General features: G+C 65.0%; 14 protein-coding genes and 1 tRNA gene. 7 read left to right on the forward strand and 8 right to left on the reverse strand.

The window, feature by feature from the left end; translation table 11 throughout:
* The first annotated feature begins 10 nt into the window (after window positions 1-10).
* Complete coding sequence (locus H7A12_07990) at window positions 11-214, forward strand: hypothetical protein (protein MCP5320750.1); 204 nt, start codon at window positions 11-13, stop codon at window positions 212-214.
* 69 nt (window positions 215-283) lie between these two features.
* Here the strand turns inward: H7A12_07990 and H7A12_07995 are convergent.
* The 6 genes from H7A12_07995 to H7A12_08020 form a co-directional block, all read right to left on the reverse strand.
* A tRNA-Ser gene (locus tag H7A12_07995) sits at window positions 284-373 on the reverse strand.
* A gap of 126 nt (window positions 374-499) precedes the next feature.
* Window positions 500-1,258: an MBL fold metallo-hydrolase gene (locus H7A12_08000; GenBank protein ID MCP5320751.1), complete on the reverse strand. Its 759-nt coding sequence runs from the start codon at window positions 1,256-1,258 to the stop codon at window positions 500-502.
* A gap of 26 nt (window positions 1,259-1,284) precedes the next feature.
* Entirely contained in the window at window positions 1,285-2,400 is a 1,116-nt protein-coding gene (bamC, locus tag H7A12_08005; protein ID MCP5320752.1) for an outer membrane protein assembly factor BamC, read from the reverse strand.
* A gap of 13 nt (window positions 2,401-2,413) precedes the next feature.
* Window positions 2,414-3,304: a 4-hydroxy-tetrahydrodipicolinate synthase gene (locus tag H7A12_08010; GenBank protein ID MCP5320753.1), complete on the reverse strand. Its 891-nt coding sequence runs from the start codon at window positions 3,302-3,304 to the stop codon at window positions 2,414-2,416.
* Window positions 3,305-3,404: 100 nt separating this feature from the next.
* Window positions 3,405-4,163 carry an SDR family oxidoreductase gene (locus H7A12_08015; GenBank protein ID MCP5320754.1) on the reverse strand — a complete coding sequence of 253 codons (759 nt, stop codon included), beginning with the start codon at window positions 4,161-4,163 and terminating at the stop codon, window positions 3,405-3,407.
* Between the two features lie 31 nt (window positions 4,164-4,194).
* A complete protein-coding gene (locus H7A12_08020; GenBank protein MCP5320755.1) occupies window positions 4,195-4,914 on the reverse strand; it encodes an EthD domain-containing protein in 720 nt (239 codons plus the stop codon).
* Between the two features lie 288 nt (window positions 4,915-5,202).
* Here H7A12_08020 and H7A12_08025 point away from each other — a divergent pair, with 288 nt between their 5' ends.
* The 6 genes from H7A12_08025 to H7A12_08050 all read left to right on the forward strand — a co-directional run bounded on the left by H7A12_08025 (window position 5,203) and on the right by H7A12_08050 (window position 16,515).
* Window positions 5,203-6,990 (forward strand): thiamine pyrophosphate-binding protein, encoded by a 1,788-nt coding sequence (locus H7A12_08025; GenBank protein MCP5320756.1) that lies wholly within the window; start codon window positions 5,203-5,205, stop codon window positions 6,988-6,990.
* 100 nt (window positions 6,991-7,090) lie between these two features.
* Window positions 7,091-9,271 (forward strand): TonB-dependent receptor, encoded by a 2,181-nt coding sequence (locus H7A12_08030; protein MCP5320757.1) that lies wholly within the window; start codon window positions 7,091-7,093, stop codon window positions 9,269-9,271.
* Window positions 9,272-9,293: 22 nt separating this feature from the next.
* On the forward strand, window positions 9,294-10,130 hold the full coding sequence (locus H7A12_08035; protein MCP5320758.1) for a hypothetical protein: 837 nt from the start codon (window positions 9,294-9,296) through the stop codon (window positions 10,128-10,130).
* Window positions 10,127-10,945 (forward strand): hypothetical protein, encoded by an 819-nt coding sequence (locus H7A12_08040; protein MCP5320759.1) that lies wholly within the window; start codon window positions 10,127-10,129, stop codon window positions 10,943-10,945. The genes H7A12_08035 and H7A12_08040 overlap by 4 nt, the downstream gene beginning before the upstream one ends.
* Window positions 10,945-11,898: a hypothetical protein gene (locus H7A12_08045; protein MCP5320760.1), complete on the forward strand. Its 954-nt coding sequence runs from the start codon at window positions 10,945-10,947 to the stop codon at window positions 11,896-11,898. Before H7A12_08040 ends, H7A12_08045 begins: the two co-directional genes overlap by 1 nt.
* Before the next feature lie 21 nt (window positions 11,899-11,919).
* Entirely contained in the window at window positions 11,920-16,515 is a 4,596-nt protein-coding gene (locus tag H7A12_08050) for an EAL domain-containing protein (protein MCP5320761.1), read from the forward strand.
* A 183-nt stretch (window positions 16,516-16,698) separates the two neighbouring features.
* Here H7A12_08050 and H7A12_08055 read toward each other — a convergent pair whose 3' ends face one another.
* On the reverse strand, window positions 16,699-18,126 hold the full coding sequence (locus H7A12_08055; GenBank protein MCP5320762.1) for a M48 family metalloprotease: 1,428 nt from the start codon (window positions 18,124-18,126) through the stop codon (window positions 16,699-16,701).
* Between the two features lie 8 nt (window positions 18,127-18,134).
* Window positions 18,135-18,752, reverse strand: a complete 618-nt coding sequence (locus H7A12_08060) for a hypothetical protein (GenBank protein ID MCP5320763.1) — start codon at window positions 18,750-18,752, stop codon at window positions 18,135-18,137.
* Window positions 18,753-18,818: the final 66 nt, after the last annotated feature.

The raw sequence follows: 18,818 nt of genomic DNA on the forward strand, positions 1-18,818 counted from the left end.
CCTCGGCATCGTGCTGCGCGAGGTGCAGCGCAAGCTCGCTTCGGCCACGGCCGCATCACTGCTGAGCCTGCATCGACTGCAGGTCGTGATGGCGCGGGACGAACGTATCCGCACCCAACAGACGAAGGACAAGAACAAGCTCTACGCGCTGCATGCGTCAGAGGTCGAGTGCATCTCGAAGGGGAATGTACGCACCCGTACAAATTCGGCGTGAAGGCCAGTCTTGCAGTGACGCATCAGCGCGGGTTGATCGTCGACCTGGGATACCGCGAAAACAGTGAAATGGCGGAGAGGGTGGGATTCGAACCCACGGTAGGGTTGCCCCTACTCTTGATTTCGAGTCAAGCCGATTCAACCGCTCTCGCACCTCTCCGGATAGGCGTCCGCGTTGAAGCGGCGCGTAGTGTAGCAGCAGAGAACTTTCGGGCAAGTGCTATTTTCCCGGCCTGTTTCCCCACCCTGAGGTCCGCCGTCAGCCCATGCACTACCCGCGCCGCGTTCACGCAATCCGCAACCACTCGCAACCGGATTCCTGGTCGGCGAGGTGCAGTTGCGCTGCGCTGCCGTTCAGCACGCCTTCGAGCGCTGAACGCGCAAGCGCCGGTGCGTTGTTCTGCTCGCTCAGGTGGGCAGCTACCACGTGCTGCAATGCGCTGCGTTCCACGCTTGCGAGCAGTACGGCAGCCTGCGAGTTGCTGAGGTGACCGTAAGCGCCGCCGACACGCTGCTTCAGCGGCCACGGGTACGGGCCGTTTGCAAGCATGTCGGGATCGTGGTTCGCCTCGAGCACCAGCGCGTCGCAGCATGCATAGCTGGCACGCACCGATGGGGTGACCGTACCCAGATCGGTGAGCACGCCGAGCCGGCGGGAACGGTGACTCAGCACGAACTGGCAGGGTTCGCGCGCATCGTGCGGCACGGTAACCGGCAACACGTCGATATCGCCCACGCGCACCTCGCGCTCGGCGAGCAGCACTTCCACCCGCAGTCCGTCAAAGCGGGCCGCCTTCGCGGTGCCCACCGTCGCGAACACCGGGATGCCGTGGCGGCGCGCCACCGCCGCCACACCGCCCACGTGATCGCTGTGCTCGTGCGTGACGAGGATGCCGTCGATGTCGCGCGGGTGCATGCTTCGCTGGGCCAGGCGGCGGTCGAGTTCGCGCGGTCCGAACCCGCAGTCGATCAGAACGCAACTGGTGTGGCTGCGCGCGAGCAGCGCGTTGCTGCGGCTGCCGCTGCCGAGCGAGCAGAACTCGATCACCTGGCTGCGTGCCTGCCGCTATCTCAGGACAGGTGCGCCTTGATCAGCCCGAGCACGAACTCGGCCTCGCCTTCCTCGAACGCGCTGCCATCGTCGCGCCGCACACCGATCAGCACGCCCTTGTCGGCCGTGCGCATCTCGACGCGGTAGTGTCGGCCGACGAGCGGATTCGCCTCGTCGTCGCTGCCCCATGGCCAGAGACGCGAGAAGAACCCCTTCTTCGGCTTCGGCGTTTCCTCAGCACCCGGACCCGTCGTCGACTTCTCGTCCTGCTTGTGGCCGGGTTCATACACCACGTAATACAGGCCGGCGCTGCGATCGAGATCCTTCACGACCAGCTCGGCGTGCTCGAGCGAACGGCCGAGCGATGCCCACGCACGGTCGAAACCGAGCCGCAAATCGATGACCGGCTGGCCGCTCGCATCACGCACGAGGTAGACCTTGTTCACCGTGCTGATGCCCTGTGCGAGCAGGCTCACCGTGGACTCGTCACCGGTGCTGGCGAGGTAGTTCGCGAGCTCCTTCAGCATCCACGTTTCGCGCTCGGGGTCGGCAGATGCGGCCGGCCACTCGGCGGGCGGCGCATCCTGTGCCTTGTCCTGTCGGTAGCCCGTCTGCAACACGTAGATTTCGCTGCTGGCGCGCTGCACGCCCTGTTCGACGCGGAACCGGTATTTCTCGCGCCGATCGCTGTCGCTGCGAAACGAGAGCCACGACGTTTCCATCTGGCCCTTCGATGCGTCTTCGTGTTCGATGCCGATCTGGTTCGAAACCAGGAAGGAGCGGATCTTCGGCCACGCCTCGGCGGGCGTCTCGTCGAGCAGAATCCACTGCTCGTTGCCGAGCTTCTGGATACGTACGACCTTCTCGCCGGCGTCGCCCCTGAGCGGCTGCGGGCGCGGCACCTCGAAATCCTGGTCGAGCAGCGCGTCGGCGCTCTCGGTCGGTATCGCGTACAGCGGCGACACTGCGTCCGTCCGCGTGCCTTCGGGCGCCTTCATCGGCGGAATCGAACGCGCCTTGCGGTAATCGTTGGCGCGGTCACGAAAATAACCCTCCTCACCGCCCACGCCCAGCCAGCCGCAACCGGCCAGCACGACGGTAAGCAACGACAGCAGCAGCCCGGTCAACGGTCGCATCGACTCTCTCCAGTCAGCCTTGATCCGGGCCAAGCAGCCCGAGATCCGTCAGCGCCTTGCGCACGCGCTGGTGGTAAATTTCTGATAACGGCGTCAGCGGCAGCCGGATGCCGGAACCGATCAACCCCATCTGCTGCAACGCCCACTTCACCGGTATCGGATTCGCTTCGAGGAACAGCACCCGGTTCAGTTCGGCCAGATCTGCATCGAGCGCACGCGCACTCGCGGTGTCGCCTTGCAGCGCCGCACGACATAGCGCAGCCATCCGTTGCGGATCCACGTTGGCGGTAACCGATATATTGCCGCGTGCGCCCAGCAGCATCAGTTCAGCCGCGGTCGCGTCGTCGCCCGAATACACCGCGAACCCCTGCGGACAGCCTGCTATGAGCTCGCGGCCACGCTCGAGGTTGCCGGTCGCGTCCTTGATGCCGACGATACCCGGCACTGCGGCAAGCCGCAGCACCGTGTCGTTCGTCATATCGCACGCGGTACGCCCGGGTACGTTGTAGAGGATCTGCGGAATATCGACTGCCTCGGCGACCGTCCGGAAATGGCGGTACAGGCCTTCCTGGGTCGGCTTGTTGTAGTACGGAGTGACCAGCAGGCAGGCGGCAACACCAAGCCCGCTCGCCATCTGCGTCAGTTCCATTGCTTCGCGCGTCGAATTGGCGCCGGTACCTGCAATCACCGCGATGCGCCCGGCCGCCATGGCCATCGTGCGCCGGATGACTTCGAGGTGCTCGTCGACGTCGAGCGTCGCGCTTTCGCCGGTGGTGCCCACCGCCGCGATCGCCGCGGTGCCGGCGCTTACCTGCAACTCGACCAACCGCTCGAGCGCAGCCCAATCGATGGCACCCGATGCGTCCATCGGTGTCACGAGGGCGACGATGCTGCCCGAAATCATGCGCTCACCCTGGCGTGCGAAAGCGTGCAAGGATACGTGCGCCTCCGGGCAAGCTCAAGCAAGGATGCAGCGCCCCGGGAATACGACACCCCGCCCGTGCTCAGAACTGATCCGGACGGAACGAAGCGTCGTGACCACCGTCGATGAAGAGCATCGCACCACAGATGAAACCCGCCTCGGGCCCGAGCAGGAACAGCACCGGCCCCGCGATGTCATCCGGCTGGCCAACACGGCCGATCGGTATCGTCTTCTCGAAATTCTGCATCGCTTCGGCAAAGCGCGGGTCGTTGGTCGCGCTGTCCGACAACGGCGTCCTGATCAGACCAGGAGCCACTGCATTCACGCGCACGCCGGCAGCGGCCCATGCCGGTGCATTCCGGCGCACCCAGCGCGCCACCGCTGCCTTCGAACCCGAATAGGCAACCTGGCCGTTCTGGGCTGCGACCCGCTCGCAGGCGCCAGCCTCGTCACCGGCAAGCAGCAGGTCGACATACTCCGCGTCCGGACTCATCGGCGCCGAATTCGAGGAAATCACCACGACGCTGCCGCCGCGGCGCTCCAGCGCCGGACGCACGCCTTCGGTGACCTCGACTGCTCCGAAATAGTTGAGGCGCACGATCAGCGCCGGATTCACATAAGGACCTACTCCAGCGCAGGCCACGAAACCGTCGAGGCCTTCCGGGGCGCGGGCGAGGACTTCCGCAACGGCGGCCTGGCGCCCTTCATGCGTCGAAAGATCCGCGATCACGTCGGCGTCCTTGACGTCGACGACGATCACCGTGTCACCGCGCTCCCGCAACTGGTTCTTGATTGCCGCGCCGATTCCGGTGGCGCCGCCAGTCATTGCGTAGATACCCATGCACTCCTCCGCTGCTGCTCGTTGTTTGTGATCAGGCCGGCGTGCGCGCTTGCGCAACCCAGTTGTATTCGCTGGTCGGCACCACGTCGATACGGTTCATGTCGATGAAGCGCGCACAACTGTCCATCATCGCCTGCAGGTTTGCGCGAAGCTTCTGCTCGTCACCCACCGCAGCGTAGAACGCCTGCGGCGAGGTCATCGCCTCCGCAGGGAAGTTCTCTTCGATGATCGCGGTGTATGGCGGCGCGGCGTAGGTGAGCGGCCGGAAGATGACGTTCTGCCGGTAGCCGAAGGTCGACTGGGTATCGATCGCGATCTGCGTGTGGCTGCCCTGCCACACTGCGAGCCACTGTTCGTAGGCAATCCAGTCGGGTCGGGTCAGGATGCAGATCTGGGACCAGCCCTCGGCGCGCCGGCCATCGGCGGGCATCTGCGCGTGGTGCGCGATCGGCTCCGACTCGCACACCAGGTAGCCATGGCAACGCGCCACCTGGTCGCGGAAAAGAGCCTCGTAGCGGGCACGCCAGACCGCCGTGTCCAGCCACAACGATAGCATCGCGTCGAAGGGCTGCCCGCTGCACGACTGCTTCAGCGGCGCCGCCGGCGCCACGTCGTCGTCGGCCACATTGACCCGTACGTGCCTTGCACCGGCTTCCAGCAGTGCCGGTGCGATCCGATCCAGCCATCGCTTGCGAAACCCCTCCGGTGTGTCTCCGGGTTGCTTCCACACCAGGTACAGGATCTTTTCCATCACGGGCCTCCATCGTCAGCGATACGTGGACCGTATGATCGCACTGGTTCCGTCGGCTGCAAAGCCGCCATTCATCCCGTTCTCCATACCCGTGCAATAACCTTGGCCAGCGTCGACGGTCGCGGCTTCATGTGACAAATAATCCACTCGCACTAATGACTTAGCCGTCTATACTGATGCGACACTTCAACTGGGCGAACCTGGTCGGATGCCTGTCGTTGCAGCACAACACAATAAAAGGAGGGCTCGGTGAGCGCTCGTATCCATCCGTTGCATCCCGCTGGCGCACTGCGATCCAACAATGAACCCGAAGTCTTCGAGGCTGGCGACCTGATTCTGCGTCATCTCGAACAGCTCGGCGTCGAATACGTGTTCGGCATTCCCGGTGGCGCGATCGAGCCGCTGTACAACGCACTCGCGCGCAGCGAACGCCGCGGCGGCATCAAGGCCGTCATCGCGCGCCACGAGGCTGGAGCGGCGTTCATGGCCGAAGGCTACGCGCGCAACACCGGCAAGCTGGGCGTGTGCTGCTCGACCACCGGGCCAGGCGCCACGAACCTGATCACCGGCGTGGCGTCCGCCTACGAGAACCAGATCCCGTTGCTGGTGATCACGCCACAGACCGCGCTCAGTCACTTCGGTCGCAAGGCCCTGCAGGAATCCAGCGATACCGCCGTGAACACGGTCGGCATGTTCCAGCACTGCACGCACTACAACACGCTGGTCAGCCATGTCGACCAGATCGAGCACAAGCTGGCGTCGGCGATCATGACCGCCTTCAACTCGCACGGCCCGGCCCACATCAGCGTCCCGCTCGACATCATGCGCACCACGCTCGAGCGCAGCTCGCCGGGATTCAACCTGTCCTCCCTGCTCGCGCGCCCGGCGTGGAAGGACGAAAGCGCAATCGACACCCTGGTCGACCTGCTGCTCGATGCACGCAAGCCGGTGTTCGTGCTCGGCAACGGCTGTCAGGAGACCGCCGGACTGATCCTGCGCACTGCGATGATCCTCGATGCACAGGTCGTGACCACCCCCGACGGCAAGGGACTGATCAGCCCGTTCCACCCGAACTACCGCGGTGTGTTCTCGTTTGCCGGTCACCAGAGCGCCGAGCACGTACTGCACGACCCGGCCGTCGACCTGGTCGTCACGGTCGGCAATATGCTCAGCGAGTGGAGCAGCAACAACTGGGATCGCGAAACGCTGCTTACGGGGCAACTCGTGCATATCGATACCAACGAGAACAACCTGACCCGCTCGCCGATGGCGCGCCTGCACGTGCGTGGCAACATCGATACCGTGTTCGAGACGCTGATCGTCGAGCTGGCCCGCCATGGTCGCCAGCTGATCGCCGCCGACACGCCACGCACCGATGGCGCCAGCGCGGTGCTGTCGTTCGAGGTCGACGACCTCCCGAAGTGTCTCGACGCCTCGTGCCCGATCAAGCCGCAATGGCTGATGACCAAACTGACCCAGTTGTTCCCCCCGAGCACGCGCTACCTCGCGGACGCCGGCAACAGTTTCGCGTGGTGCACCCACTACCTGCATCCCTTCGACCGCCGTGTGCTCGACCGTCGCAGCGTAGGGCGTGGTGACCGTGGACGCCGCACCACACGCGGCGGCCTGTTCCAGGCCGGCTTCGAGTTCGCGCCGATGGGCTGGGCGATCGGCAATGCGGTCGGCGCCGCACTGGCACGCCCGGGCGATCCGGTCGTCTGCATCACCGGCGACGGCAGCATGCTGATGAGTGGCCAGGAAATCACCGTCGCCCAGCAACTGGGCCTGCCAGTGGTCTACATTGTGTTGAACGACGCACGACTCGGAATGGTTGCGCACGGTCAGCAGCTCGGCGGCGGAGAGCAGATCGGCAGCGAACTGCCACAGGTGGACTTCCGGCGCATGGCCGAAGCCATGGGTATCCGGGCCTATCTGATCCAGACGCCGCAGGATCTGATGAACCTGAACATTCCGGGCATCTGCCAGCAACACAGTCCCACGTTGCTGGATGTACGGATCGACCGGCGTGAAATCCCGCCGATCGGTCGCCGCATCCAGATTTTGCGTGAAATGTGAAGCAGCGCACGATTCCGCCGGTCACGGCATGGCGCGCGCGCAGGCAGGGGCAATCATTGTACGTGCGTACCGACCACATCGCTGCGAGGACAGCCGTGCCATGAAAAACCGCTCTCTGTTGGCGTTGTCACTGGCCATGGCGCTGATGCGGGTCGCTCCCGGTGCATCCGCAGCCGGCGAGGAAGATCTGCTGCTGTCCTTCGGGGAGGAGGAATTCCTCAGCATCGCGACCGGGCAGAAGCAGCTCGTCGCGAAGGCACCGGCAGTGGCCTCGGTGATCACCGCCGACGATATCCGGGATCTGGGCGCGAACACGCTCGAAGAAGTGCTGGCCACGGTTCCCGGTATGCACGTCTCGCTGTCGTCGACGTATTTCTCGCCGATCTATTCGGTCCGCGGCGTATACACCGACAAGAACCCGCAGGTGCTGATGCTGGTGAACGGGGTACCGATCACGCAGACACACATGGGCAATCGCGGCGGCCGAATGAATTTCCCGGTACGCGACATCGCGCGCATCGAGGTGATCCGCGGCCCCGGATCGGCCGTCTACGGCGCCGACGCCCTCGCCGGCGTGATCAACGTGATCACGAAAACCGCCACGCAGATCAACGGCACCGAGGTCGGCGCAAGGGTTGCCTCCTTCGATACCACCGAGGGCTGGCTGCTGCACGGCACGCGCTGGGGCGAGGTCGACGTCGCATTCTCGTTGCAGGGAACGAAGACCGACGGTGACGATTCGCGTCGCGTCAACGCCGACGCACAGAGCGCGTTCGATTTCGTACTTGCCTATTTCGGGGTTGCGCCGGTGTCCAGGGCACCCGGTCCGTTCGCGACACGGGCCGAAGGCTACGACGCACGCATCGACCTGCAGTACGACAAGCTGCAGTTCCGTCTGTGGAACTGGCGGCAGATCGACTCGGGCGTAGGACCCGGACTCGCACTGGCACTTGACCCTGAGGGCAGCGGCGAGATCGACAACTACCTGTTCGACGCCCACTACAGCGACGCGAACCTGTTTGCCGACAGCGTCGTCGAGCTCAATATGTCGTATATGGACATCAACGCACGCACCAGGCAAACCCTGTTCCCGGCGGGCGCCGTGCTGCCGATCGGCGACGATGGCAACATCGACGTATGGCACTTCACCCCGATGCAGTTCACCGACGGCTACCGCGGCAATCCGGAGTTCTTCGAGAAGCACCTGCGCGCCGAGGCAATCTTCAGCTACGACGGATTTGCCGGGCACAAGCTGCGCTTCGCCGCAGGCGCGTCGCGCCAGGAGGAAACCGGCAAGGAACGCAAGAACTTCGGGCCTGGGGTGCTCGATCTGGCGCACCGCAACTGCGACCCGCTCAACTGCATCATCGACGGCACGCTGACCGACGTCAGCAATACCCCGTACGTATTCTTCAGGAAAGAGGACCGCGACATCGTCTACGCCTCGCTGCAGGACCAATGGCAGGTCGCAAACGACTGGAACCTCACTGTCGGACTGCGCTACGACGATTATTCGGATTTCGGCTCCACCGTGAACCCGCGCGCTGCGCTGGTCTGGGACGCCAGCACCGACATGACCGCCAAACTGCTCTACGGCCGCGCGTTTCGCGCACCGTCCTTTACGGAACTGTTCGTGCGCAACAACCCGGTCGCCCTTGGCAATCCGGATCTGGATCCTGAAGTCTCGAACACATGGGAACTCGCGTTCGACTACCGTGCCAGCTTCGATCTGCGGCTGGGTCTCAACGTGTTCATGTACGACATCGAGGACCTGATCGAATTCGTTCCAACCGGTCCCGGAACCCAGGTCGCACGCAACATCGGCGAGCAGAAAGGACACGGTTTCGAGGTCGAGGCCGAATGGAAGCCCGTACAGACGCTGCGCCTGGTCGCCAATTACTCCTTTCAGGACTCCGAGGACGAGGAACTCCGCAAGCAAGCCTCGCGCTCGCCCGAGCAACAGGCGTACCTGCGCGCGAGCTGGCTGCCGGCGGGAGACTGGGCACTTACCGGAGAACTGAAGTGGGTTGCCGATCGCAACCGCGAACCAATGGACCCGCGCGCGTCGATCGACGACTACACGATCACCAACCTGAACATCGAGCGCCGCAACCTGTTCGGGCGCCTCGATATCGGCTTGCGGATCAGGAATCTGTTCGACGACGATGCGCGCGAGCCATCCCCCTTCGCCGCAGTACCCGACGGCCGCGGGTCGCTGATGCCCGATGACTTCCCGCTGGAGAAGCGCAGCACACATCTGACGGCGCGACTGCGCTTCTGAGCCGACAGCAGAAACAGAGACCGTGGAAGAAAGCCGTAACACCCGATTTGCCAGCCGTCTGCGAACCCGCATCTGGGAGGAAGTCGCGGATCCGCACAACCCGTGGGTCGCGACTTCCGCACGCTGTCACGGCTACGCGCACGAGGCGATGATCGAACAGCTCGATTACCCGCAGACGATCTACCTGCTGCTGCGCGGCGAACTGCCTGACACCCGTCAGCGAGCGTTGCTGCAACGCTTCCTGGTCGCATTCTGCAACCCGGGACCACGCCATGGCGCCACGCGCGCGACGATGAGCGCCGCTGCCTCGGGTACCCGTACGCGTCATCTTGCCGCGATCGGCATGGGGCTTCTGGGCGGTGAGCATCTCGGCAGCGCGGAGGTCGAGAACGCGGCCGCCTTCATTGCGCGCCAGCACGACGCCGACCCCGACACCCTCGCCGGTGAACTGCTGGCACGCGTCGACCGAAACCCGGACGCCGGGGACCTGCGCATTGCACCGGGTTTCGGTACCCTGTACGGCGTGGCGGATCCGCGTGCCGCAGGGATCGCACGCCTGCTTGCAGACACGCCGGGTGAATGGGCCGCACTTGCGTGGGGACACCGTTTTGCCGCCTGCCTGGCCAGAGGTGGCTGCGGCTGGCTGGAACCGGGCGTTGCCGCTGCAGCATGCCTGGATCTGGGATTCGCACCGCGCAGCGCGGGCGTGCTGTACCAGATTGCCAGTCTGCCGGGGTTGCTGGCGCACGGTCTCGAGGCCGGACGCCAGGGCCTGCAGGCGTTTCCATTCATCGGCGACGAGAACTACGAATTCGTGGACCCGCGCCCCGGCGCAAACGCAGAAGGAACTGCCTCTTGAACGCATCGCACTTCTGGGAAGCCCGACACGGGCGCATCGTCACGCACAAGGGCGGCTGGCGCGTGGGCCACGGGATACGCGTCGGCGCGTATTCACTGCTCGACGATCTGCTGGGCCAGCACGGGTTCTTTGAACTGTTGATCCTCGAGGTGACCGGCCGCATGCCGAAGCCCGGCATGGCGCGCTGGCTGGAAGCCTGCTTCATGTGCATGTCGTTTCCGGACCCGCGCATCTGGTGCAACCAGATCGGAGCGCTCGGTGGTTCGATGCGCTGCACCCCGGGGGCCGCGGTGAATGCGGGTACCCTGGCGAGCGACTCGACGCTCTACGGGCCCGGACAATCGCACTATGCATGCCAGTTCATCGCCGAGGCGCGGCACGAAGCACGGGCAGGGGCGACGCCCGCCGGGATCCTCGCGCGCCGCACCACACGCCGCGGCCGCCTGCGGGCACCGGGCTACTCGCGCCCGATCGCCAGCGGCGACGATCGCGTCGAGGCGATGTTGCAGCTCGGCACGGAGCTGGGATTGCCCGAAGGCGAGCACATGCAGCTGGCGCGCCAGCTCGATGCGTACCTGCGCGCTCGCGGCGGCGACGCGCTGAACATGCTCGGCTATATCGCGGCGTTCGTACTCGACAGCGACATCAGCGTGGAAGAAGGCTACCGCCTGTTCACGTTGAGCGTGAACGCCGGTGTGCATGCCTGCTACAGCGAGGCAGCCGACGCGCCTGCGGGAGCCTTCCTGCCGTGGCGCACGGACGACGTCGAGTACGTCGGGTGCCCGCCGCGCGCACTCCCTGCGGGAGACGCGTGATGTACCGGCTGCATCTGCACAGGCGTCTTCTGCTGCTGTGGGCCGCCTTGCTGGCGGCTGCTGCGATCGCGTCGCCTTCGCTGGCAAACGAGGCACCGTTACCGCACGTGGCGGTGATCTACCCGCAGGTACGTGAACCCTACCGTGCCGTATTCCGTTCGATTTCCGAGGGCATCGCGGCGGCATCGGCACGCAGCGCGGTCCATGAACTCGCCCCCGGAGAAGATCTGCCGGCCGTCGAGCGCAAACTCGCCGCCCAACCACTCGATGCGGTGATCCTGCTCGGCAAGCGTGGCCTCGACCTCAGCGCGCAACTCGGGAGCAGCACCCGCCGTATCGTCGGCGCCGTCTTCGCGCAGCCGGACGAGATTGCACCAGGCGTTTCCGTCATATCGCTGGCACCGGCACCGCGCATGCTGTTTGCAAGGCTGCGCGAACTGGCTCCTGCCGTCCGGCGCATCCACGTCATCCACGGCGTCGACGCGAACGACTGGCTGATCGAACGCGCGAAGCAGGATGCCGCTGCGGCAGGCTACGAACTGGTCTCCCAACGCATGGACAGCATTCGCGACGGCGCAAACGCGTATCGCGAGCTCCTGCCCATGATGCGTTCTCCGCAGGATGCGCTGTGGTTGCTGCAGGCTTCGCCGTTCCTCGACGAGGCCTCGGTGCTGCAGATGGTGTTGCGCGCCGCCTGGGATCGCAATCTCGTGATCTTTTCGAGCAACCCGTCGCATGTGCCCAAGGGAGCGTTGTTCGCACTGTTCCCGAACGACAATGAACTCGGCCGGCGCCTGGCCCGCGAGGCGGCAACGGCACCGACGCCCGATGCACGGCTGCAACCACTGGAGCAACTGCATACGGCAATCAACATCCGCACCGCAGACCATCTGGGCCTGGGACTCGATGCGCGTGATCCACGTTTCAACATGGTCTTCCCGAGTCGTCTCTAGGTTCCGGAGGAGCAATTCCCGATGCCACGCAACCCGATACGCAACATGAGCCTGCGGCAACTCATTGCGATCAGCTTCACGGGTTGCGTTCTGTTGCTCGCCTTCGCATCGAGCATGCTGATCTCGCGGCAATCGGGCGACACCGTACAGCGACGTGTTCACGACGAAGGCATGCGTCTGGTCGAATCGCTGTCGCGCCAGAGCACGCTGGCATTGCTGTACGGCGACACCGGCAGCGCCACCGAGCTGGTCAGCAGCTTCCTGAATTTCCCCGACGTCCAGGGGGTCGAGATCGTCTACGCGGACGGCCGTCGGCTGTACGCCAGCGACTCCGTCGCCGCGGTGCCTGCGCAGCAGATCGGCATACCGAAGGCACCGCAACTGGTGCAGGAAAGTACACACGAGTGGGTCTTCTCTGCACCGGTCTTCTCCGGACAGGAGCAGGTGGATTCTCCGTTTGCCGATACGCGCGGCAGCCACCGCGAGATGATCGGTGCGGTAAGACTGATCATGTCGCGACAGACGCTGGCAAACATGCGATCCGAGATCGTGCGTTCCGGTCTGATGGTCGCAGCGGTGCTTGCGGCGCTGTCGCTGCTGGTGCTTTTCGGCATCACGCAGCGCCTTACCGGGCCGATGCGCAACCTGTCGGCCGTGATGCGACGAGCGCAGGCAGGCGAACAGGATGCACGCGCGGTGCTCGAGGGCACGCGCGAGGTTCTCGACATGCAGCGTGCCTTCAACACGATGATGGAAGTGCTGCGCAATCGCGAACAGACGATCGCGCTGGCACGTGACCAGGCACTGGAGCAGGAGCGCGTCGCGCAGACAGCGCGCGACCAGGCGATCGAACAGGAACGCGTCGCCCAGGACGCGCGCGATCGCGCGATCGAGCAGGGCAAGGCACTCAAGATCGCCCGCGACCAGGCCCTCGATTCGGCCCGTGCCAAGGGCGAGTTCGCCGCGACCGTCAGCCACGAACTGCGCACACCGCTGAATGGCGTGATCGGCATGCTGGATCTGATCGTCGAGATGGATCTGACCGGCCGCCAGCTCGACTACGTGCGCACTGCACGCAACTCCGCCGACATGCTGCTCGCCCTGATCAACGACATCCTCGCCTTCTCGAAGATCGACGCTGGCAAGACCACGCTGGAAGTGGTCGAGTTCGAGTTGCGCGACCGGATCGAAGAGATTCTGGCGCTGGTGACGCCGCAGGTGCAGAGCAAGGGTGTCGAGCTCGCCTACGTGGTGGACTCCGAGATTCCGGCGAGCCTGCTTGGCGACACGCATCATCTGGGGCAGGTGCTGCTGAACCTGCTCGGCAACGCCGTCAAGTTCACCGAGACCGGTACCATCGGAATACGGGTCACGCTGCGCGAAGACGACGACGTCCACCTGCGGCTGTGCTTCGAGGTCAGCGATACCGGAATCGGTATCGCACCCGAAGCACAGAAGCGGATCTTCGATGCCTTCTCCCAGGAAGACAGCTCCACGACCAGGCGCTTCGGTGGCACTGGGCTCGGACTGGCGATCTGCCGCGAACTCGTTCACCTGATGGGCGGCGAGATCGACGTGCGCAGCACACCGGGGCAAGGCAGTTGCTTTTACTTCATGCTGCCGTTCATCCGTCCGCGCGAGCCCATGCAGTCACGTCCGCTGCTGCCGCTGGCACGCCCCGCCAGTATCCTGCTCTGTGACGACAACCCGCTGGTGCGCGAGTCGCTGCAGACGATGCTCGTCGGCGAACGCGTGCAACTGCAGCTCTGCGCCGACGCGACGCAAGCGATCGCCGCACTGCGTGCAGCCCGCACGGACGGGCACTTCGACGTCGCGATCGTCGACGAAGACCTGATCGGTCCCGATGCAGCGGAGTTCATCGACGCACTCGTGCACGGAGCACGCCAGTTCGTGCGCCTCGGCGTGCGCCCGCGGGCCGATGGTCACTGGCTGCCGCGATTGCCGATCGCGCACGCTCTCGGCAAACCGGTACGCCGCAACGCGCTGGCCGACTGCCTGCGTGCGTTGCTGGCGTCCCAGCTTCCCGCGCCGCGCCAGACGACGCAGCGCGATCCGGGTCGCGAACGCGACAGCTTCCGTGGCGTGCGCGTGCTGGTGGTCGAGGACAATCGCGCCAACCAGGAGGTCGCGAGCGGCATGCTCGAGCGCCTCGGCTGCGAGGCCGTGATCGCAGCCGACGGTCTCGAAGCGCTCGAGGCAGTCGCACGCTCGCGCTTCGATCTGGTGCTGATGGACTGCCACATGCCACGCATGGATGGCTTCGAGGCGACCCGGCAGATTCGCGCTGCCAACGCACCGTACAGCGGCGTGACGATCGTCGCGATGACCGCGAACGTGCAGAAGAGCGCGATGGAACAATGCCATGCCGTCGGCATGAATGATTACCTGTCGAAGCCGGTCAAGCTCGCAGTGCTTCGCGACATGCTGAACCGCTGGATCGAACCGGAAGAAGGTGCTGCGCAACAGACTCACCCCGTCGCGTCACGACCAGGGCCCGGGAACTTCGTGATCGACAAGGATTATCTGGCCGAGCTGTACGAGCAGATCGGAAACGCAGCCGAGCGCATGATCGCGGCCTTCCTGGAGGATCTGCCCGGCCATCTGGAACAGCTACAGCAGGCGCTGCAGACGCAGGATATGGCCGAACTCGCCCGCCTCGCGCACACGATCAAGGGTGCCGCCGCAAATTCGGGTGCCGGGCGGCTCGCGCAGAAGGCACAGCAGCTCGAGCGCGAAGCCCGGGCGGGCACTGGCAGCGCATGCGACGATCTGGTCTCGGGACTCGCGTACGAATCGAACCTGGTGCGCCACGTCCTGGGCGCCAGCGATGCGCGCGACGCCGCCGGTGCATCACGAGCCGTCGAACGCCGTCTGCAGGCTGACCGCCAGTATCGCATCCTGGTCGTCGATGACGATCGCGGAGCGCGTTTCGCGTTGCGTGAGACCCTGGTCGGTGAAGGCTACGAGGTGCTGGAAGCGACCAACGGGCAGCAGGCGGTGCAGCTCTGCCGCCAGAGTCTGCCCGACCTGGTGATTCTCGACGCCGTGATGCCGGTAATGGACGGCTTCCAGGCCTGCGAAGTGATCCGCTCGCTGCCGGAATGCGCCACCATCCCGATCCTGGTCGTCACCGGTCTGCACGACGAGGCGTCGGTGGACAAGGCGTTCATCGCGGGCGCCACCGACTACATCAGCAAGCCGATCAACTACGCGGTGCTGCGCCGGCGCATCGATCACATGCTGCAGGTATACAGTGCAGAGAAGCGCGTGCACCAGCTCGCGTACGTCGATTCGCTCACCGGAAGGCCGAACCGCACCCGCTTCAACGAACACATGGAATCGTTGTTGGCCGACACCGCACGCAGCGACAAGCAGTTCGCGTTGCTGTTCCTGGACCTGGACAACTTCAAGCTGGTCAACGACACGCTGGGCCATGAGGCAGGCGATCTGCTGCTGAAGTATGTTGCCGAACGCCTGAGCGGTTGCGTGCGCAAGGGCGACCTCGTCGCCCGTTTTGGCGGCGACGAGTTCTGCATCGTGCTCGACGGGGTGCGCAGCTACGAAATGGTGCGCAATATCGCCGAGAAGCTGCTCGAGCACCTCAAGCGCCCGTTCGTGTTCCTCGGGCGCGAGATGCTCCTCAGCGTCAGCATCGGCATCGCCGTGTATCCGGAGCACGGACGTGATGCAGTGACACTGCTGAAGGCGGCGGACATGGCGATGTACGACGCGAAGAAGGCGCGCCGTGGCTATGGCTTCTACGAAGCGCACCTCGAGTCCGACAACCTCGACCGGCTCGAGCTGGAAAACGACCTGCGCAACGCGATTGCGCGCGACGAACTGCTGCTGTACTACCAGCCGCAGGAGGACCTGGCGACCGGGCGCATCACCGGACTCGAGGCGCTGATCCGCTGGCAGCATCCGAAGCGCGGCCTGGTCAGCCCGGCCGGGTTCATCCACCTTGCCGAGGAGACCGGAATCATCGAGGACATCGGCCACTGGGTACTGTGCACGATCTGCGCACAGATCAACGACTGGATCGAACGCGGATTCGAGGCGCCACGCATCGCCGTCAACCTGTCGGCGCGCCAGCTCGCCAACCCGTCGATGGTCGATACCTTCTCGGAAATCATTGCCGACTCCCGCGTGCCGCGCGACTGTATCGAGTTCGAGATCACCGAGAGCACGATCATGGAGCGTCCCGACGAGATGATCGGGATGCTCGGCAGGCTGAAAGGGCTTGGCACACGCCTGGCGATCGACGACTTCGGAACCGGCTACTCGTCACTCGGCTACCTGAAACGATTCCCGCTCGATTACATCAAGATCGACCGTGCGTTCGTATCGGACGTGACCGAGAACCGCATCGACGCCGACATCGTGCGTACGATCCTCGCACTGGCCCAGGCACTCGAGGTCAGGGTGATCGCCGAGGGTGTCGAAACACCGCAACAGCGACAGTTCCTGAAGGATCACAACTGCCATTACGCACAGGGATTCCTGCTCAGCAAGCCGATTCCCGCACCCGAGATCGAACACCGGTTCCTGCGCCGCGTGGAGACCGCAAACCTGCTGCCTTTTCCGAAGACGCCCTGATTCGCCAGGCCCGGCGATCCGACCGGAAGATGCAAGCAGCGTGCGACGATGCCTTTGCACCGGTGGGACGCCGTAAATGCATCCCTGCAGGCTCGAGCGCCGCATCTCCTGCGGCACACGCCCCCGATGCAAAGGCATCGCCACACGCGTCGCGGCGTTTTGCGACAGCCTCGGAAGCCTGACCTACTCGATGATCTTCAGCCACTCGCCCGGCTGCGGCTCACCGCGCGGATACGCACCGTTCAGCAGGCGCAACTGTTCTTCCGCGTACGCTCGCAGCGGGCTTTGCGCCGCCAGTTGCGCAAAGCCGGCGCCGGGCTCTGCGCGCACATACCGCATCTGCATCGCCAGCACTGCGTCGCGGTCTGCGGGACGCAACGGCCGGAAACTGCCGATCGTCGACACGAACAGCGCATCGTGCAGTGACGCAAGTGCCGCATTCGCCGACCGCCCCTCGAAAACGTAGGCGTATGGACCGTAGTACAACACCGCCACGCGTCGTGAAGGCCCGCCCCCGGCACCCGGGTAACGGGCGGTGAACCCCTTCACCCCTCCATCCCCGATTTCACGCCCATCGCTGCCATCGCGCAGTTCGAGCATCGTCGCGGCAAATTCGGCCGGGCTCAGCTCCGCCAGGGCACGTCGCACCGACATCTGCAGACGAGCTTCGCCATTCGCCGCGTCGGCAACCACGGTCGTCGCACGGTTGACGACGCGCCATCCGGTCGGGAAGGCAACCGTGAAACCCATCTTGCCGTTGAAATAGCGACCATCCACGACCGCTGCGCTGCCACGTCGCTCGGCGAACTTCATGCCATCGGTGACCCGGCGGAACTCGTCGGGATCGACTTGCAGTGCTGCGCCGGAGCTGAGTGCCCCCGCGGCGGCGACGACTTCCTGCAAGCGCTGGTCGTTGCGCGGATGGGTCGAGAACACGCCGTGATATACCGCTGCTTCGTGTCCATCGGCGCGGGCACGCACACGCGCAAAGCTCTCCTGTTCCTTCAGCGCGCCGAGCACTTCGACCATCGCCATCGGGTCATAACCGCTGCGGTGCATGAACCTGGCGCCTTCGCGATCGGCTTCGAGCTCCATCTCACGCCCGTAACCGCGCACCATCGCGGTTCCTGCGGTCGCTGCCGCGTCCTGCGCCAGACTGCCCACCGTACCGCTGCCGGTGCCAATCGCCGCCAGCACGCCGAGCGCCAGCGAAGCCACCGAACTCGTCTTCGACATCACGTCCTGGCGCGAGGCATGCCGTTCGGTGATATGCGCAATCTCGTGGGCAAGCACTGCCGCGAGCTCGGCCTCCGACTGCAGATACAGGATCAATCCACGATTGATGTAGACGAAACCGCCGGGCGTCGCGAACGCGTTGATGTCGGGACTGTCGAGCACCGTGAACGTGTATTCGAGCCCGGGACGATCGCTGGCACGCGCGAGCCGGTTGCCGACCCGTGCGACGTAAGCGGCAAGCGCAGGGTTCGCGTAGACCGGAATCTTCGCGAGGATCTCGCGATGCATCTCGCGCCCGATCGTGATCTCCTTCTGCTCCGACATCGACCAGGCGCTGAGCGGCGCCAGCCCCAGCAGGGTGATCAGCAGCAGCATGCGCATCTTCATGGCGCCGTGAACAACTGTCGCAACTGCGCGCTGATGCCCTCGCAGGCCGAAGCACGCACGCGCGCGATCAGCGGCACCGGAACGATCAGTGCCGGCATGTAGGAAGTTCCCTCCGCTTCGGCACTGATCGTCGCGATCGCCTGCGTCTGCTTCAGGTCCCAGACGCTCGCTTCGTATTTCGACTGATCGTCCCAGGTACCGAAGCCGATACAACCCCCGCCACCCGGCCCGATCGCGCACGAGACCGACCCCGCCTTGTCGACGGTTTCGGTATGGCCGTCGACCCAGACGATGTAGCGCAAGCCGGTCTCGTTCATCCGCGCCGCGAATGCCGGCATCTGCATCAACGCCTCGAAGCGCTTCAGGCTCATCGGGGCCGTGCGCGGCTCGAACCACGGATAGAAGCGGTTCATGAACTCGAGCTCGGGCAGCACCGTTGCGCCGCTGCCCGCGATGCCGCGCCCCACGCAGCGCACGAACGCGGGTTCGGTCTCGTAGTCGCTGCTGTGACGGCGGCCCAGCACGACCACGCGTTCGCCATCCCCGAGCGCAACCGGTGCCACCCGACTCTCGTCGATCGTCGTCGTCGTGCACCCTGCCACCGCCAGCCACATCGGCAGCGACACGCATCGCAACAGCGCCGTAACAGCTCTCATCGGAGACACCCTCCTGCGCGCACC

The organism is Pseudomonadales bacterium (assembly GCA_024234165.1).
Lineage (GTDB): Bacteria > Pseudomonadota > Gammaproteobacteria > Pseudomonadales > UBA5518 > UBA5518.

Bases quoted from the DNA above. Each gene is read 5' to 3' on its own strand.
- H7A12_08060 (MCP5320763.1), bottom strand. From the start codon at position 18,752: ATGTGGCTGGCGGTGGCAGGGTGCACGACGACGACGATCGACGAGAGT.
- H7A12_08055 (MCP5320762.1), bottom strand. From the start codon at position 18,126: ATGCTGCTGCTGATCACCCTGCTGGGGCTGGCGCCGCTCAGCGCCTGG.
- H7A12_08015 (MCP5320754.1), bottom strand. From the start codon at position 4,163: ATGGGTATCTACGCAATGACTGGCGGCGCCACCGGAATCGGCGCGGCA.
- H7A12_08020 (MCP5320755.1), bottom strand. From the start codon at position 4,914: ATGGAAAAGATCCTGTACCTGGTGTGGAAGCAACCCGGAGACACACCG.
- bamC (MCP5320752.1), bottom strand. From the start codon at position 2,400: ATGCGACCGTTGACCGGGCTGCTGCTGTCGTTGCTTACCGTCGTGCTG.
- H7A12_08050 (MCP5320761.1), top strand. From the start codon at position 11,920: ATGCCACGCAACCCGATACGCAACATGAGCCTGCGGCAACTCATTGCG.
- H7A12_08030 (MCP5320757.1), top strand. From the start codon at position 7,091: ATGAAAAACCGCTCTCTGTTGGCGTTGTCACTGGCCATGGCGCTGATG.
- H7A12_08045 (MCP5320760.1), top strand. From the start codon at position 10,945: ATGTACCGGCTGCATCTGCACAGGCGTCTTCTGCTGCTGTGGGCCGCC.
- H7A12_08010 (MCP5320753.1), bottom strand. From the start codon at position 3,304: ATGATTTCGGGCAGCATCGTCGCCCTCGTGACACCGATGGACGCATCG.